Annotated in this window: 13 protein-coding genes and 1 tRNA gene; 4 read left to right on the forward strand and 10 right to left on the reverse strand. The window is 59.1% G+C overall.

What is annotated here, in order from left to right; translation table 11 throughout:
* The first annotated feature begins 70 nt into the window (after window positions 1-70).
* Together ACRZ9U_RS14575 and ACRZ9U_RS14580 are read left to right on the forward strand one after the other, a co-directional pair.
* A complete protein-coding gene (locus tag ACRZ9U_RS14575) occupies window positions 71-706 on the forward strand; it encodes a GNAT family N-acetyltransferase (protein ID WP_170407984.1) in 636 nt (211 codons plus the stop codon).
* Window positions 707-832: 126 nt separating this feature from the next.
* A complete protein-coding gene (locus ACRZ9U_RS14580) occupies window positions 833-2,554 on the forward strand; it encodes an adenylate/guanylate cyclase domain-containing protein (RefSeq protein ID WP_480454420.1) in 1,722 nt (573 codons plus the stop codon).
* Between the two features lie 27 nt (window positions 2,555-2,581).
* Here ACRZ9U_RS14580 and ACRZ9U_RS14585 read toward each other — a convergent pair whose 3' ends face one another.
* Entirely contained in the window at window positions 2,582-2,959 is a 378-nt protein-coding gene (locus tag ACRZ9U_RS14585; protein WP_170397987.1) for a winged helix-turn-helix transcriptional regulator, read from the reverse strand.
* A gap of 181 nt (window positions 2,960-3,140) precedes the next feature.
* On the opposite strand from ACRZ9U_RS14585, the gene ACRZ9U_RS14590 reads away from it, so the two are divergent.
* The gene (locus tag ACRZ9U_RS14590) at window positions 3,141-3,905 is read left to right on the forward strand and encodes a nuclear transport factor 2 family protein (RefSeq protein WP_170407988.1); all 765 of its coding nucleotides are present in this window, start codon (window positions 3,141-3,143) and stop codon (window positions 3,903-3,905) included.
* A gap of 101 nt (window positions 3,906-4,006) precedes the next feature.
* Here the strand turns inward: ACRZ9U_RS14590 and ACRZ9U_RS14595 are convergent, their stop codons facing one another.
* The 4 genes from ACRZ9U_RS14595 to ACRZ9U_RS14610 all read right to left on the reverse strand — a co-directional run bounded on the left by ACRZ9U_RS14595 (window position 4,007) and on the right by ACRZ9U_RS14610 (window position 8,948).
* Window positions 4,007-4,927, reverse strand: a complete 921-nt coding sequence (locus ACRZ9U_RS14595; RefSeq protein ID WP_170397991.1) for a pentapeptide repeat-containing protein — start codon at window positions 4,925-4,927, stop codon at window positions 4,007-4,009.
* A gap of 137 nt (window positions 4,928-5,064) precedes the next feature.
* Window positions 5,065-6,375 carry a gluzincin family metallopeptidase gene (locus ACRZ9U_RS14600; RefSeq protein ID WP_170397993.1) on the reverse strand — a complete coding sequence of 437 codons (1,311 nt, stop codon included), beginning with the start codon at window positions 6,373-6,375 and terminating at the stop codon, window positions 5,065-5,067.
* A gap of 12 nt (window positions 6,376-6,387) precedes the next feature.
* Window positions 6,388-7,725 (reverse strand): TfuA-like protein, encoded by a 1,338-nt coding sequence (locus tag ACRZ9U_RS14605; protein WP_170407991.1) that lies wholly within the window; start codon window positions 7,723-7,725, stop codon window positions 6,388-6,390.
* Window positions 7,722-8,948 carry a YcaO-like family protein gene (locus ACRZ9U_RS14610; RefSeq protein WP_480887323.1) on the reverse strand — a complete coding sequence of 409 codons (1,227 nt, stop codon included), beginning with the start codon at window positions 8,946-8,948 and terminating at the stop codon, window positions 7,722-7,724. The genes ACRZ9U_RS14605 and ACRZ9U_RS14610 overlap by 4 nt, the downstream gene beginning before the upstream one ends.
* Window positions 8,949-9,075: 127 nt before the next feature.
* On the opposite strand from ACRZ9U_RS14610, the gene ACRZ9U_RS14615 reads away from it, so the two are divergent.
* Window positions 9,076-9,151, forward strand: a tRNA-Thr gene (locus ACRZ9U_RS14615).
* A 27-nt stretch (window positions 9,152-9,178) separates the two neighbouring features.
* On the opposite strand, the gene ACRZ9U_RS14620 is transcribed toward ACRZ9U_RS14615, so the two are convergent.
* From ACRZ9U_RS14620 to ACRZ9U_RS14640, 5 genes are read right to left on the reverse strand one after another with little or no spacing between them, the layout of a single operon-like run.
* Window positions 9,179-10,075 carry an FAD:protein FMN transferase gene (locus ACRZ9U_RS14620; protein WP_170408062.1) on the reverse strand — a complete coding sequence of 299 codons (897 nt, stop codon included), beginning with the start codon at window positions 10,073-10,075 and terminating at the stop codon, window positions 9,179-9,181.
* Window positions 10,072-10,587, reverse strand: coding sequence for a nitrous oxide reductase accessory protein NosL (locus ACRZ9U_RS14625; protein ID WP_170408064.1), 516 nt, complete (start codon window positions 10,585-10,587; stop codon window positions 10,072-10,074). The genes ACRZ9U_RS14620 and ACRZ9U_RS14625 overlap by 4 nt, the downstream gene beginning before the upstream one ends.
* Window positions 10,584-11,405 carry an ABC transporter permease gene (locus tag ACRZ9U_RS14630; RefSeq protein WP_170408066.1) on the reverse strand — a complete coding sequence of 274 codons (822 nt, stop codon included), beginning with the start codon at window positions 11,403-11,405 and terminating at the stop codon, window positions 10,584-10,586. The genes ACRZ9U_RS14625 and ACRZ9U_RS14630 overlap by 4 nt, the downstream gene beginning before the upstream one ends.
* Entirely contained in the window at window positions 11,402-12,295 is an 894-nt protein-coding gene (locus ACRZ9U_RS14635) for an ABC transporter ATP-binding protein (RefSeq protein WP_170408068.1), read from the reverse strand. Before ACRZ9U_RS14635 ends, ACRZ9U_RS14630 begins: the two co-directional genes overlap by 4 nt.
* The gene (locus ACRZ9U_RS14640; RefSeq protein WP_170408070.1) at window positions 12,285-13,541 is read right to left on the reverse strand and encodes a nitrous oxide reductase family maturation protein NosD; all 1,257 of its coding nucleotides are present in this window, start codon (window positions 13,539-13,541) and stop codon (window positions 12,285-12,287) included. Before ACRZ9U_RS14640 ends, ACRZ9U_RS14635 begins: the two co-directional genes overlap by 11 nt.
* Window position 13,542: the final 1 nt, after the last annotated feature.

The raw sequence follows: 13,542 nt of genomic DNA on the forward strand, positions 1-13,542 counted from the left end.
TGTTTCTGAAATTTTCGTGCTAGTATCCCGCGAATAGATTTTCAGAATTGTACTCGGAGGATATTTTCTCTTGCCCGATAGCTCACCCCGGTTGTTCAGATTGCGCCCTCTGGAAAAGGCGGATCTGGGAACAGTTGCGCGCTGGTTTCAGGATATCCATGACCTGGCACTGTTCGACCGTACGTCGCGCATTCCTCAGAACCTGGTACAGACCGAACAATATTGGGAAGACGCGATAAACGCCTCAAAGGACTGCTGCAAATGCTGGTTCGCAATCGAATCTGACAGTGGTGATCTGGTGGGAATGACCGGGCTTGAAGCAATTTCCAGCGTCAACAGGGATGCGGTGGTTCCGGTTTTTGTCGACAAATCCATCCGTCGACATGGCGTGGCGGTGCGTTCGGTTGCGCTGATGCTGGATTTCGCATTCCGGCAATTGGGGCTGAACCGTATCACCTCGTATTACCGGGCCGACAATCACAGCAGCCGCGATCTGATCCAGCGAATCGGCTGCGAGATCGAGGGCACGATGCGTCAAGCCTGGTTCGCGGATGGGCAGTTCCATGACATGGTTGTCGTCGGCATGTTGCAGCAGGACTGGATCGCGCGTCGAGAGGTGCTCGCGCAGGAGTTAGGCGCCCAAACAGTGGTCAGTTTTGATGCCTCTGGGTGGTCTTGGCCCCCCGATTCCGGTGCAGATACCTAAAATGTTACGTATTCTGAGTCATTTTTTGCTAAAACAGTCCTGTCGGATTCGACATGACAACACAATTGAGTATTGCCAGTGAACACGACCGGTTCGGACGCATCAATAAAACAGAAACTAGGCGCGGTGCTTTTTGCCGACGTTGTCGGCTATTCCCGCCTGATGAGCGAGAACGAGATGGATACGTATAACGCGTTGAAGTCTTTGCTTTCGCAGCTTGAATCGGCTTGCTCAAAGTATCAGGGCAAAATCATCGAAGTGCGCGGTGACGGCATCCTTGCTTTATTCGACACGGCGACCAGTGCAGTAGAGTTCAGCATCGAACTGCATCGGATCGCTGCGGAACATAATCAAGCGCGCGATGATGAGCACAACATCAAATTCCGCGCTGGCGTTCACATGGGCGAAGTTCTGATGGACGAACGCGGCATCCATGGTGACAACGTCAATATCGCTGCCCGCCTGCAGGAGATTGCCGAGCCAGAACGGGTTTATGTCAGCGCAGCCGTCTATGAACAGATCCGTAACCGCCTGCGCTATGGCTATGAATTCCTCGGTCCCAAGCAGCTCAAGAACATTATGTCTCCGGTCGCGACCTACTGTGTCCGAACCGAGGTCGAGGGTGCAACAATGGCCGCAACCCTACGTCCTGAAATGCAGCTGGAAGTGCTTGAAAGGCCCGATAACCCGTCGGTTGCGGTGCTGCCCTTTACTAGCCAAGGCGGGGATGAAGATGACAGCTGGGTCGCCGAAGGGCTGACCGACGACATCATCATGAACCTGTCCAAGTTCCGGAACCTGTTCATCATTGCCCGGAATTCCTCGTTCTTCTTCAAGACCCAGTCGATGTCGCCGCAAGAGGCCGCTCGGCGTCTGAACGTGCGCTATATCGCGCGCGGCAGTGTGCGCCGCTCGTCCAGTCGTATCCGGATCACGGCCGAGCTAATCGACGCCAACACCGAACGCACCATCTGGGGTGAACGGTTCGACCGTAAGCTCGATGATATCTTCGACATCCTGGATGAGGTGACCGAGTGCATCGTTGCCGCCACCGCAGTCATGATCGAGTCGCATGAAAAGCTGCGCATGGTGCAGGCAATCCCGTCAGACCTGCGGGCTTATGGTTCGGTTCTGCAGGGGCAGCACCATATTTTCAAATACACCCGCAACGACAACCGCAAGGCGCAGCATTGCTACGAATCCGCGCTTGAGCGCGACGGCGGCTATGCTCGGGCTGCAGCAGCCCTGTCACGCACGCTCAACATCGATTGGCGCTATTCCTGGACCGAAGACCCAAACAGCGCGCTGGACAAGGCGCTGTCGCTGGCTCAGCGTGCGGTGGAGCTTGACCCCACAGACGCGCGCGGGTTTGGAGAGCTGGGCTATGTGCAGCTTTATCGTAAAGAGCATGACTCGGCGATCGAATCCTACAAACGCGCCCTGCAGCTTAACCCCAACGATGCGGACATGCATTCGGACTACGCCGATGCGCTGGCCCATTGGGGCGACAACGAAACCGCCATCAAACATCTGCAGCAGGCGATGCGCCTGAACCCCTATTTCCCCGATCAGTACCTGTGGCATCTGGGCGGGGCCTATTACAATCTCAAACGCTATGACGACGTGATCTCATGCGTGAACAAGATGAACAACCCGACCGAGGGGCAGCGCGTGCTGGCTGCCAGCTATGCCCATAAGGGCGAGCTGGAAATGGCCCGCCAGATCGCCGACAAACACCGCGCAGCGCATCCCAATTTCTCATTGTCGCGCTGGGCCAAGGTTCAGCCAGACCGCCTGTCCGACGACACGCAGCATTTTGTCGAGGGGCTCAAAAAGGCCGGGTTCTGAGCTGCTGCCCGATCTCGCCTATAAAAATCAACTCGCCTGTTCGCGGTCGAACTGCATGCGTAGTCGCCTGACTTCATCCATCTGCTCATGCGACCAGAAGACAAGCGGTTTCAGCATTTCAAGCAGGCTTCGGCCCAAAGGTGTCAATTCATAAGACACTGCCACTGGCGGTCCGGGATCGACGGTGCGGGTCAAATAGCCATCACGTTGCAATCCGCGCAGGTTTTCGGTCAACACACTTTGTGTGATGTCTCCGATACAGCGCTTGAGATCGCCAAAGCGTTTCGGCTCATCCTCCAGCGCAAGGATGATGATCATCCGCCATTTGCCCGTCACATTGGACAGTACGGAACGGATTGAGCAGTTGGAAGCTTCTGCCTTGTTGGCAACACCAATTGGTAGCATATCAATCTCTGGTATTGTTTCAAAACTTAATCGCACAATAGCGTCACGTTGGCCTCGGTACAACTCCCTGAAAATTCGGGCAGTAGCCTCAAGCATACCAGGTCATTTTAAAGTACGTAATTGAAATGTAGTATGGGTTTGCTACCACGTATCCAGTAGATACGAATCACAGGAAATCAACATGTCCCCCAAAGAACTTGTAATCGCACTTTTTACGGCTGCCTTTGCTGAACATGACCCGCAAGCAGCGCTACAGCTCGTTACCCCGGACTATATTCAGCACAACCCGCAAGTCCCGACCGGAGCCGAAGGCCTGGCCGGCCTGATCCCTTTGGTCGAACAATCCGGGATGACTGCAACTACCCTCCGGGTCATCGCCGAGGGCGATATGGTTGTATTGCACAGCACGTTCGACAACGCGGACGCTTTTGGTGCACCGACCCTCGCCGCCTTTGACATATTCCGCGTCGAGAATGGCAAAGTTGCTGAACATTGGGACAATTTGCAGCCCGTTCCCGAAACAACAGTGTCGGGCCGTGGCATGACAGATGGGCCGACCGAGATCACCGATCTTGAGAAAACAGAAGAAAACAAGGCGCTGGTTCTGGGGTTTGTGCGTGACGTTCTGGGCGGTGCCGCGCCTGAGAAAGCTCCGATGTATTCCGAGGTCTATATGCAGCACAATCCAATGCTTGCCGATGGGATCGATGGCCTGATCGAGGGCACCAAAGCCTGGGCAGAGCAGGGGAATGTGATCACCAAATTCGAGCCGCAGATTGTGGTGGCCGAAGGCAACTTTGTCTTTGTCGCCTCAGATGCCACCGTCAGCGGGAACCCTTGGGCCTTCTTCGACCTATGGCGCGTCGAAGATGGAAAGATCGTTGAACATTGGGACGTCGTTTCGCCTACGCCAGCCGAAATGGCGCACGAAAACGGCAAGTTCTGATCTTCGAAAGGGATGGCGGGTCAGGCATAAATGGCCCGCCAACCCAAAGCAGACGTTGGAATAAAACCAAACGTCAATCGGTCAGGATCATTTCAGCCTTCCTATTCACCACGTGCCTTTGCGCCGCTGACTTTGGCACCTGACACCTTAGCACCGGACACCTTGGCCCCGCTGACCTTCGCGCCCGAGACCTTGGCCCCGCTCACCTTGGCGCCCGAGACCTTGGCTCCGGACATCATCGGTGCGTCATACTCAAAGTAGACGTCCAGCAGCACGTCTTCGATCTGACCGGCTGCGATATCCATGCGGATGGTGTAATCGGCCTGATCGTAGTTCCAGACGCGGATGTCATTGGCCATCTGGTAATCCGCTGCCGCGACGCCCGAAACCGAGGGGTTCATCGGCGCGCGTGCGGCCTGTTGTGTGGTGTCCGGCGCGTTAGCGTCATTGCTGGTCTGCAGCTTGAAGCCATGGGGCAGGTTGCCACCCGTCGCGCTCTCGCCTTCGCCATGCACCAGAAAGATCGTGGGTTCTGGCATCTCGTAATAGGTGCCGTCATAGGCGAAGCCGTAAATCCGGGCCAGTCGTGCATCGCCTCCGAACTGGTCCCCGATGAAATTATTGACGCCGCGACCCCTCCGGCGGCCATCCTGTTCGATGAACAGCTGCTCCGAGTGACGGTTCGCGATCTGCTGCCAGTGGGTATGTTTGAACTGACGTCCGCGGCGTATATAGACAAACGAGTCGTGCGGAACCTTCTTCCGCTTGTCGAACTTGAACTTGTCGCCGTCCTTGATGACCTTGTAGATGCCGGACTTTTCGTTTGCCGCATCCCCGACCTGGACCAGAACACGATCGTCTTCCCGGACATGTACGCCGTCGATTTTGGTGAATTTCTTACTGAAGTCGTAGTCTTCCTCAACCTCTTCGGCCAACCGGACCGAGCGTTGTTTCAGTTTTAAATCACTTAACTCTCGCCCAAACAGTAATACCTCGGAAAAACTGAGTAAGGACTCAGACATATCACTTTCTCCCTATCGGGGGTCGACGCTGCCGATTGCCTCGCCTGTCCCGGTTTGCGCATTCAGTGCGCGTTGAATGTCACTATTATCACCCCGTGCGCGTAACCTGCCACAATAGCGGGGGAAAAACAAAGACTTTAAGGTTCATTCACCTCGGGTGACAGCGTACGAACCGACGCGGCATGGCTCGTCCCGTCGGGCTTGGTCAAACGGGGGCCGGGCGCTGTCAATCCGATGTGGCGCATGCGGAAATTGCCTTCGATAATCTGCCGGAATGCGCCGCCGGTGACCTCGTGATCGACCATGACCAAGGCGCGTTCAACGCCGAAGTAGCTCAGCATATCGGGGTCCAATTTCTCCCACGCATCTGCAAGATAGGACCCCAGCAAATCACGCGCTTCGATCAGGGCAACCCGAAAGCCTTCGGGGTCGGCTGCGTAATGTTCGTCGAACAGGTCCTGCATGATCGCATTGTATTCGTCGGTCCCTTCCAACTCGTCCGAGAGCTCCTCCATCTCCGGGTCGATCACGTCATGTGCTACCAGTCGTTCGTGGTAGATATCGACCAGAATATCGAACATCGCCCCGGTCAATGGTTCCGACAGGGCGTGTTCGCTGGACCATCCATGCGAGAATTCAGAAAGCGTCCGGTCATTGGCGGCGATCCGAATTTGCGAGTTCTGCGACAGCTCGGCAAAGCGGCTCAGCCGGTTATAGGTATAAAGGTTGCCGCGCGTGTTTTTCAGCAATTCATCCACGACCGAGCCGAAATGCAGCGACGCCAACAGCGCCACCATATCGGCCGCCGATTCATGGAACCCATAATATTCGCCGGTCGCATCCTCTTCGGATGGCATGCCGACCACGCTGTAGATGATGGCATGGCCGATCTCATGCGCGACCACATCGAAGTTCAGGCTATAGGGGCGGTATTCGTCACCGATATCGCGAGTGCCACCGGTTTCCAGAAATCCCCAACCGATATGCGCGTTATCTAGACTTGGCAGCAACGATAGCTCAAGCCGCTCGAAATCACGCGCGAAATGCCAGGGGATCGGGCGATTAAAATAGCCCTCCCACACATCCATGGTGAAATGGGCCGCTCCGAACAGATGGGCGGCTTCAAAGGCCGGGTCCTCGGGATCGATATGGATGAAATTGCCAAACTCATCGGGCTCGGGCGGCGGCAGGATATAGCCGTCCCATGCGGGCAGATACATCTCGGGGCCGTCTTCACCCTCGATCATCGCGCCATAGGGGGTCGTTTTGTCGACCGGGTACATCGCATACATGCGGGGGCCCGATGGGCCTGGGCCTATGGTCCCTTGCGGGGCCGATATTTCGACCAGTTCGGGCTTAGAATTCGGCTCTAAAAAGGGCGATTGCGGATATAGTAAGAACCGCGTGCCGGGGGGGTCATTCTCTGAATAGTCGGGCCAGATTGCCATTTTTCCCTCCCGTTATCCGCCTGCGCGCAGACCTGTTGCCAAGCCTGGCTCTTGATCAACCTGATCGCCGCTGGTGTGGCAAAACAGGAACTCGGCTTCAATCAGATCGACCAAGGCATCGCGCCCCTCAAGGCCATGCCCGATCGCGTAGGAGTCAAGATCATCCGGCACCCTCTGGTCAAGACGTGTTTCAAAATACCAGACCAAGGCACGCGTTCGAATTGCGGCGTTGCTCGGGTCCAGCGGCAGCGCCGCTTTGCGCTGGGCCCGGTCGCGCAACGCGCTGTAGTCGCCCGAGCGTCGAAGCTCGGCTAGCAAAGCGGCATCCATTGTCTCGGCCAGCGTTTGGATTGCGATATCGACACGGGATTTGTCGGCCAGCATCGCCTCGTACTGCACAAGGGTCAGGTCATTTTCTTCCAGCCATTCGAGCAAATCCGCATGGCGGGGTAGCCGGGCCTCCAGCCGATGTTCGGTCATCTGCTTGACCACGGCGTCTTTATCCGGGTCCAACCCCTGTCGGCGGGTCTCGTCCTTAGACAGCAAGCCTAACGCTGCGCGATCACGCAGATGCGCGTAGAGAACCGGATCAAGCCGCAGCTCATCCACTAGCGCCCGCGCCTCGCTATCCTGTTGTGCGGCTTCCCGATCCACACGAGCGCAGAGGTCACGCCAGACCAGCGTCCGTTCGGTGCGATGTGAGTCTGACACATTCGTTCCAGCATTCAGAAAGCGGGCCATCTCAGCCAGCATCGCGCGGGCGTCATCCCCTTTCGCATCCACCTGTCCCTCGGGCAACCATCGTTGAAAGGGTTGCGGGTCCGAAACGCCCTCAAGGATGCGATCCCAAACCCGGTCACGGTAGTGCAGGTCTTTCGCCTTTTGCTGCAACGCGTCGCCCGTCTCAGACGACAACACACCCGCTGTCTTGGCTTGCGCAATGGTGGCGCGGATCGAGACCATAGGCTCGCTCAGCGGTGGAAAGCCAAGCTCGGCAGGGCCGTGCAGCACCGCTACCTCGTCATCATCTTCGATGGCACCATTCAGGTAACCCTCAAAAATCTGGCCGATCCCGATCATCCCGAAATCCGCCAGCTCTGCCGCGCGCAGCGCACCCATGCTGGCACTACCAAAGACCGGTATACCTTGCTCCAAGGCCCACAGGATTTCCTTGTGCCAGACCGAGGGCACCCCGTCGAAATACCCGTCTATAATCCCGATCGCACGCGGCTTTTCCCGCACTGCCCGATACACATCGCCCTGCTGAACCGGGGGTAGAATAGTGGCGTTCAGATGTTCGCGTACGGCTTCGGCCCGTAGCGTCGGCCCGACAAAAACAACCACACTCATGACATCACCGCTCGCGCACGGGGGCCTGCGACAAAGTCGGGATCGTCATGGGGCGCTTCCAAGCCCGGTATCACCGCGCGCACCACTGCGATGTCAATTTCGGGTCGCGACAGATCAACAGTGACCACCTGATCTATGCCTGCCTCGGACAGGCGCGCCAGCAACAAAGACAGGTCATCCGTGAAAGATCCGGTCACGTAGGTTGGGCATTCGGTGAAATCACCGATGGGCGCCGAGCCATCGATCAGTTCGCGGATGTATCCGCTGCGCCAGTTCCGGGCAGTGTCTGAGAACTCTTCCGGGTCCAGATCATCGCGCGCCCCTGAGATATAGGTCAGCCGTGTTTGCGCCGCTTCGGTCAGCGCCCGCAGTAGGGCAATGGCGCGATCCGGGTGGCAGCCGTCGCCGATGCCGATATGGCCCGTCGTGCCTCCGCCCTCACAGATCGCGCAGCGAAAGCTGGCGATGCCGATGTCCGAGGTCGTGTCCCAGATTCCCAAATCAAGCCCCGCCGCAGAAATCTGTTCCATCGCCTGAAGGCAACGCGGGTCGTCCACTGTACGGGGATTAACACGCGGGGTTGCGCCCTGATGGTGCCACAGCGTTGTGGCGTCACGCTCGATCAACTCGCAGATCGCGTGGCAACTGGCTTCGGTCACGTTGTTACCGGACGCCAGCCCGTTTGTCGTTCGCGGAAACGCCCGCTGCCCAGCCACGGGCGAGGTGGTATAATCGGTGTCCACCATCTCATACGGCACCCAGCAGGGCTGGCCCGAGGGCAGATCGCGCCCCAGCACCCACAGTATCGCCTGATGAGGGTCGAACTGCCCGCCGGTGACGCTGGGCAGACGGTCGGCATCGACCACATACTCCACCGCCAGATCAGCAAAGCTGGACAGCCGTAGCGGCAGTTCGATCCGCTCTGCGTGCCAGGATTCAATCGCTTCCATCACGCCCGAAGCCCGGGCTGCGCTCAGCGACAGCCCCTTGCCCAGCGACACCGCGACCGAGCGCGAGTTTGGCCGCGTCACCATCACTGTCGGCAATCCAACCCGGTCCAGTCCCGTCAGGTTGGCGATCCGGGTTATGCCCATCTGCTTGAGGAATGGTTTGACGATGGCCAGGGTCTCTTCCGGGTCGCGCAGCCGGTGGGTGTCTAGCACATAAGACTTCTGCGAATTCCCGGACATCCAAATGACCTTGCCAAATATCTGATAAACCATCGTAACCCGCCGGGCGGATCATGTTGGCGTCAGGATGCGGGATGAATGCGTAGTGGTCAACCGCGCACCGGCCCGGCAATCCACGCTTGCATGACCCGCGCGCTGCCGTTAAACGAGCTTCCGCATCGCCTCAATAGCTCAGCTGGTAGAGCAGGTCCTTCGTAAGGACAAGGTCGGGGGTTCGAGTCCCTCTTGAGGCACCATCCTCTTGCGAAAAGTCTTACCCGCGCTCAGATACTCAGCTCGATACGCGCGCCCAGAAACCGCGATACCATCGCGTTTGTTTTGGCACGTGGGGTCAGGCATAGGGCGGTTGAGAGCCCGTCTGCCAATGCTGCCTGCGGGGCTGAGATTGATACAGCCTGATAGGTCGCACCCAACCCTTTCGGGTTCAGGATATGCCCCTGATCGCCCTGCAGCATGGTGCCTTCGGGGGCCGAGGTTGCGACGGCGCGGTCCTGCAGTGTGATCCGTTTGGCGACAGCACCGTCGGGCTTGGCCAGCCCGACGCGCCACGGCTCGCCATTGCTCCGCTGGCCAAGGGCGGCGACCTCGCCCATATCCACCAGCACATCGCGCAGATCGAAGGATCGCATCAAAGCGGCAATCCGGTCAGTGATCGCACCTTGAGCAATCCCGTTCAGGGTAATCGCCGAGCGTCCGGGTTGCGGCAGGCGGATCTCACCGGCGCTTACGTGAACCTTGTCCCAACCAATCGTCTGGCGCGCGTGTTCCACTTGCGACCCCGCCGCGCCACTGGCGAGCGCTAGCCACAGAGGCTGGATCGTCGGATCAAACACCCCGCCCGAAGCGTCGTGAAGCGTGGAACACAGGCTCAGCACCTCCAGCAGCTCAGGCGCCGGGGTGACCAGGTGGCCGATCCGGTTAAGCTGACTGATCTGCGAGTGCGTCCGGTAGAGGCTGAATATATCCTCCAGCCGATTCAGCTCTGCCTCGACCGCAGCAAAGATCGGCGCGGCCTGTGCGCCCGTCGAGCCTTCCAGCCTCAGGCTGGCGGGTGCGCCCAGCGCGATACCGCGCCATTGGGCGACGTTGCCAGCAGCAGCGGGTACGGCGGCGCAGGCGGCTGAGATGGCCAGGAAACGGCGGCGGGTCAGAATGGTCATGCGGGCGTCTCCAGCGCGAGGTTCAAATCGACGGGGCCCAGCACTTCGGCATCGGGAATATCAGACAGTGGCAGGGCGACGCCGCCATATTCGGCAATGAACGCCTCTGCCGCGGCGGGGTCGCCAAAGGGCACGATTTCGCGCGCACCCATGCCGCCGGCCACATCGGCGCCGACGACAAAGGTCGCACCATCGGCGGCGATCCAGTTGGAAATCCCCGGTTGCCGCCAGCTGGGCGCGACGCTCATGTCACTGACATAAACAGCGGTAATCTTCGCATCGCGTTCGGGGCTTTTCAGATAGGCCAGCATGTCGCGCACCTGCGCAAAAAACAAAGGCGCGGGATAGCCTTCCAGATGGATCTGCCCTTTGGGCCCGCCATGTTCCGCGATGTTCATCTGGCAGAAATAACTCAGCGCATCCGGGGTGAGATCAACCGGGTCGGGGGCCTCGGCCACCTCTTCTTTGCAGGCCGTCAACGCGACCAGAGCGATCAGGGCAAGGTATCTCATGGCTCAACTCTCCGAAATGCGAGACGCGCGAGGGCAAAGCCCAGCACCGGCCAGATCAGCAGCGAGGCAGGCGCGGCCCAGACCGGCAGGGCCTGCGCCGCCCCGGTCATGCCCGAGGCTATCGCGACGCCCTCGGTTGCGGCGATGTTCCACAAACGGAATGCGTCGGCCGGGTTGGCCACCATCACCCACGGAAAGACGGATTGGGTGAAGGTGCCGCCCTTGTCCATGACGACGGCCCCCAACAGGCCCAGATCATAGAGGACGACAAAAACCAGCCAGAGCCCGGCCGACAAACCTGCCGCCGCCGTGGCCCCCTTTGCCAGGGCGGACAGCAAGTATCCAAGCGCCAGAAAGACAGCGCCCAGCAGGATAGATGTGAGGATCAGGCGGACCAGAGCCATCAGGCTTTCCGGACCCGCGCCACCAAAGAAGGCGGCCACTGCGCCAGCGGTGCCGAAACCGATGGTCATGGCAAAGGCCAGCGCGGCCAGATGGGCGGTGAACTTGCCCAACAGGATTTCTCCGCGCCCGGCCGGGTAAGACAGCAGCAGTGACAGGCTGCCGCGATCCACGTCGCCCGCGATGGCGTCAAAGGCGATCATCAGCGCCAAGAGCGGTGCAAGATAGACCGAAAGCGTGGTCATCGAGGCCACCGAGACGGTCAGCATGTCGACTCCCAACGTGCCGGTTGGTGCGCTGCCCGCAAAGGTCAGCGCCAAGGCGAACAGAACCATGATCAGCGTGGCGACCAGCAGCCAGCGGTTGCGGCGCAGGATCAGCATTTCAGTGCGGGTGATGGCGAGGAAGCGGGTCATTGCAAATCCTCCTGTGCGTAGTGGCGATAGAGGTCTTCCAGCTTGGGCGGGGTCATTTCCACATCCGCCACCGCGTCGCCCAACCCGGCGATCCGGCGCAGCGCCTCCATCTTGTCTTCGGGTGCGCAGAGCAATTCAACGGATGCACCATTGATCCGGTTGCCACCCAGTTCGGCGGCCAGCACATCAGGATTGGCACTGGCGCGCACCTTCAGGCGGATCGGCAGACCGGCCAGAGCCGACAAATTGTTCAGGGTGTCATCAGCGACCATCCGGCCCTTGCGCATGATGGCGATGCGATCAGTACGGGCCTCGACCTCGGTCAGCGCATGGCTGGCGATTAGAACGGCGGTGCCTTGGGCAGCCAGCTCGTCGATGATGGCATAAAGGTCCTGCCGCGAGATCGGGTCCAGCCCGCTTGTCGGCTCATCCAGCAAAGCCACTTTCGGTTGACCCAACAGCACCTGCGCCAGACCCAGACGTTGCCGCATGCCTTTGGAATAGGTACCGATCCGGCGGTCCAATGCGTCGCTGAGACCAACGCGCTCCAACAGGCCAAGCACGTCGGCCTTTGCACCTGAAAGCTGCGCAAACAGGGTCAACTGCTCGCGCCCTGTCAAAGCGGGATGAAACGACACCGCTTCGGGCAGATAGGCCGTCTCGCGACGCGCCTGCGCGCTGCCGGGGGTGGCATCTCCGATCCGAATGGCTCCGCCATGGATCGGCGTCAGGCCGAGGATAGATTTGATCAGCGTCGACTTGCCCGCACCGTTATGGCCCAACAGCGCAACGCGCTGACCGGGGGCAAGAGACAGGGTGATATCGTCAAGAACGCGGTTTTTTCCACGGTCCTTGAGAACATGGTCGATTGACAGGGCCTTATCCGTCATGAGGCACCTTTTTCATAGCTGGGGGTTCAGGGGCTTGCATCAATGGGTTGCTGTCCATCACACCCCCCGGCAACAGCGCCGGGAAGGCCGATTGAGACCAGCGCACCAGCTGCACGGCAGGGGAGCCGAGCAACAATTTGGCTGAGGGTTGGGTCCACAGCACATGGTCCATACTGTCATTGGGGCGATAGGGGGCATCGGCAATGCCGTTGCCATCCACATCATAAGCGGCGAAATCGGACCAGTAGTTGCCGCGCCCGTCCTCGGACCACTCGACCCATTTGGTCGAGACATATTTCACCTGCGTCCGGTTCCCGATGAATGAATTGCCAACGATGCGGTTGCGCTCGCTGCCAGCGGTAAAGTGGATGCCGATGCCGCACCCCTCAAACCAGTTATCAGTGAACTCGTTCTTGTTCGAGTTATAGAGGAAGGTGCATTTTTCCTTGGCACCTTTCACTACGTTTCCGGTGATGGTGCTTTTGTTGGCATAGTTCAGCATGACGCCATGTTCGCGGTCGCCGATCGAGACGTTATCGGCCACGGTCACATTGGTCGTGAACATCACCGCGTAGCCCAGATCATTGCCGATCGAGACGTTGTCGCTGACCACCGAATTGTCGGCATACATGTAATGCACGGCAAAACGCAGATCGCGAAACAGGTTGCCGGTGAAGGTGTTCTTCTTCGACGAGTTTACAAAGATTCCGTCGCGGCCATAGCGGATATCGTTGTCCTCAACCACCGCACCCGGCGCGTTCCAGACATAGACGCCATTGCCACGCTCGTTCATGCGCTGGTCTTGCCGCCCTTCAATCCGGTTTCGCCGGACGATACTGTCCTTGGCCCCATGGATGTCGATGCCATAGAGATTGCCCAGCAGCACATTGTCTTCGACCACCGGCGCATGGGCCGTCTTGGTCAACTGGATGCCGCTGTCGATCCCGTCATGGTCCGAGCCCGATCCGATCACCGTCAGCCCGCGCACCGTCACACCCGGCCCGGTCACGGTGATGACGCTGCCTTCGCCTTGTCCGTCGATGGTGGCCTGTCCCAGCCCGTCAATCGTGACGGGCCGGTCCAGAACCAGCGTTTCTGTGTAAACGCCGGGGCTCAGGCGGAGGGTGTCCCCATCCGCCGCCTGCGCCAGTATCTCGTTGATGGCCCCTGCCCGGTTGGGCACATCCCAATCCGCCGCCCAAAGGGGCGAGCCGAGCAGGAGCGGTATGAGCAGGGACCAACGCATG

It is taken from the genome of Ruegeria sp. D7, assembly GCF_056534355.1.

Excerpts from the sequence above, each read along its gene's own strand:
- ACRZ9U_RS14590 (WP_170407988.1), top strand. The coding sequence starts at position 3,141 with ATGTCCCCCAAAGAACTTGTAATCGCACTTTTTACGGCTGCCTTTGCT.
- ACRZ9U_RS14620 (WP_170408062.1), bottom strand. The coding sequence starts at position 10,075 with ATGACCATTCTGACCCGCCGCCGTTTCCTGGCCATCTCAGCCGCCTGC.
- ACRZ9U_RS14605 (WP_170407991.1), bottom strand. The coding sequence starts at position 7,725 with ATGAGTGTGGTTGTTTTTGTCGGGCCGACGCTACGGGCCGAAGCCGTA.
- ACRZ9U_RS14595 (WP_170397991.1), bottom strand. The coding sequence starts at position 4,927 with ATGTCTGAGTCCTTACTCAGTTTTTCCGAGGTATTACTGTTTGGGCGA.
- ACRZ9U_RS14630 (WP_170408066.1), bottom strand. The coding sequence starts at position 11,405 with ATGACCCGCTTCCTCGCCATCACCCGCACTGAAATGCTGATCCTGCGC.
- ACRZ9U_RS14635 (WP_170408068.1), bottom strand. The coding sequence starts at position 12,295 with ATGACGGATAAGGCCCTGTCAATCGACCATGTTCTCAAGGACCGTGGA.
- ACRZ9U_RS14600 (WP_170397993.1), bottom strand. The coding sequence starts at position 6,375 with ATGGCAATCTGGCCCGACTATTCAGAGAATGACCCCCCCGGCACGCGG.
- ACRZ9U_RS14625 (WP_170408064.1), bottom strand. The coding sequence starts at position 10,587 with ATGAGATACCTTGCCCTGATCGCTCTGGTCGCGTTGACGGCCTGCAAA.
- ACRZ9U_RS14640 (WP_170408070.1), bottom strand. The coding sequence starts at position 13,541 with ATGCGTTGGTCCCTGCTCATACCGCTCCTGCTCGGCTCGCCCCTTTGG.
- ACRZ9U_RS14585 (WP_170397987.1), bottom strand. The coding sequence starts at position 2,959 with ATGCTACCAATTGGTGTTGCCAACAAGGCAGAAGCTTCCAACTGCTCA.
- ACRZ9U_RS14610 (WP_480887323.1), bottom strand. The coding sequence starts at position 8,948 with ATGGTTTATCAGATATTTGGCAAGGTCATTTGGATGTCCGGGAATTCG.